Raw genomic sequence first — 2050 nt, forward strand, 5'->3', positions numbered from 1 at the left:
CCCTCTCCCCAAAGGGGCGAGGGGGAAAAGAATGCCGGATGCGCTTTGCTTATCCGGCCTACAAAATCGCAGCGCGTAGGCCTGATAAGACGCGTCAGCGTCGCATCAGGCGTTGAATGCCTGATGCGACTACTTAGCGACGAAATCCGTAATACACTTCGTTCCAGCGCAGCGCGTCTTTAAACGCAGGCAGGCGGGTGTCGTTATCAATCACCGTGATTTCAATGTCGTGCATCTCGGCAAACTGGCGCATATCGTTCAGGTTCAGCGCATGGCTGAAGACGGTATGGTGCGCGCCGCCGGCGAGGATCCACGCTTCGGAAGCGGTTGGCAGATCCGGTTGCGCTTTCCACAGCGCATTCGCCACCGGTAGTTTCGGCAAGGAGTGCGGGGTTTTCACCGTGTCGATGCAGTTAACCAGCAGACGGTAACGATCGCCGAGATCAATCAAGCTGGCGACAATCGCAGGGCCGGTTTGGGTGTTGAAGATCAGGCGGGCAGGATCGTCTTTACCGCCAATGCCAAGGTGCTGAACGTCGAGGATCGGTTTCTCTTCTGCGGCGATCGACGGGCAGACTTCCAGCATATGGGAGCCGAGCACCAGGTCATTACCTTTCTCGAAGTGATAGGTGTAGTCCTCCATAAAGGAGGTGCCGCCCTGCAGACCGGTTGACATCACCTTCATGATGCGAAGCAGGGCGGCAGTTTTCCAGTCGCCTTCGCCCGCAAAGCCGTAACCCTGCTGCATCAGACGCTGTACGGCGAGACCCGGAAGCTGTTTCAGGCCGTGCAAATCTTCAAAGGTGGTGGTGAACGCGTGGAAGCCACCTTGTTCCAGGAAACGCTTCATCCCCAGCTCAATACGTGCCGCTTCCAGCACGTTCTGCCGTTTTTCGCCGTGGATTTGTGTGGCAGGCGTCATGATGTAGCTGCTTTCGTACTCATCGACCAGCGCGTTAACATCGCCATCGCTGATGGAGTTTACCACCTGCACCAGATCGCCAACCGCCCAGGTATTCACCGAGAAACCGAACTTGATCTGTGCGGCAACTTTATCGCCGTCAGTGACCGCCACTTCACGCATGTTGTCGCCAAAACGGCAGACTTTCAGATGACGGGTATCCTGTTTAGATACCGCCTGACGCATCCAGGAGCCGATACGCTCATGCGCTTGCTTATCCTGCCAGTGACCGGTAACGACGGCATGTTGCTGACGCATACGCGCGCCGATGAAGCCGAACTCGCGGCCGCCGTGCGCGGTCTGGTTCAGGTTCATAAAGTCCATGTCGATGCTGTCCCACGGCAGCGCCGCGTTGAATTGGGTGTGGAATTGCAGCAACGGTTTGTTGAGCATGGTCAGGCCGTTGATCCACATTTTTGCCGGGGAGAAAGTGTGCAGCCACACCACCAGACCGGCGCAACGATCGTCGTAATTGGCGTCGCGGCAAATAGCGGTGATTTCATCCGGCGTGGTGCCCAGCGGTTTCAGCACCAGTTTGCAGGGCAGTTTCGCTTCAGTATTCAGCGCATTAACGACGTGCTCGGCATGTTGGGTGACCTGACGCAGAGTCTCTGGGCCGTAAAGGTGTTGGCTGCCAATGACAAACCACACTTCATAATTATCAAAAATCGTCATAGTCGTGTCCTTATAGAGTCGGAACGGCCTGGGCAGCCTGTGCCGGGGCGGAAGTTGGAAGATAGTGTTGTTCGGCGCTCATCGCCCATTGCTGATAGCGGCGATAAAGCTGTTCAAAGCGTTGTGCCTGTTCGGTGCGCGGTTGCAGGGTTTTTTCTACCGCACTGGCCATTTTTTGCTGTGCTGATGGGATGTCTGCGTGCACTTTCGCGGCGACGGCAGCGAAAATCGCCGCACCGAGCGCACAGCACTGATCAGAGGCAACAATTTGCAGCGGGCGATTCAGCACGTCGCAGCAGGCCTGCATAATGACCTGGTTTTTCCGCGCGATGCCGCCCAGCGCCATCACGTTATTGACGGCGATCCCCTGATCGGTGAAGCATTCCATAATCGCGCGAGCGCCAAAGGCGGGGG

The 2050-nt window shown here is 56.9% G+C and carries 2 protein-coding genes; both read right to left on the reverse strand.

All coding sequences use genetic code 11. The features are described 5' to 3' along the window. Positions 1-133: 133 nt before the first annotated feature. Complete coding sequence (gene araA, locus EQY_RS0122380) at positions 134-1636, reverse strand: L-arabinose isomerase (protein ID WP_000151749.1); 1503 nt, start codon at positions 1634-1636, stop codon at positions 134-136. 10 nt (positions 1637-1646) lie between these two features. Further along, on the reverse strand, positions 1647-2050 hold a 404-nt coding region (locus tag EQY_RS0122385), incomplete at its 5' end, for an FGGY-family carbohydrate kinase (RefSeq protein WP_000295871.1).

Origin of the sequence: Escherichia sp. TW14182 (assembly GCF_000208525.1) — a bacterium.
Lineage (GTDB): Bacteria > Pseudomonadota > Gammaproteobacteria > Enterobacterales > Enterobacteriaceae > Escherichia > Escherichia ruysiae.

Excerpts from the sequence above, each read along its gene's own strand:
- araA (WP_000151749.1), bottom strand. The coding sequence starts at position 1,636 with ATGACGATTTTTGATAATTATGAAGTGTGGTTTGTCATTGGCAGCCAA.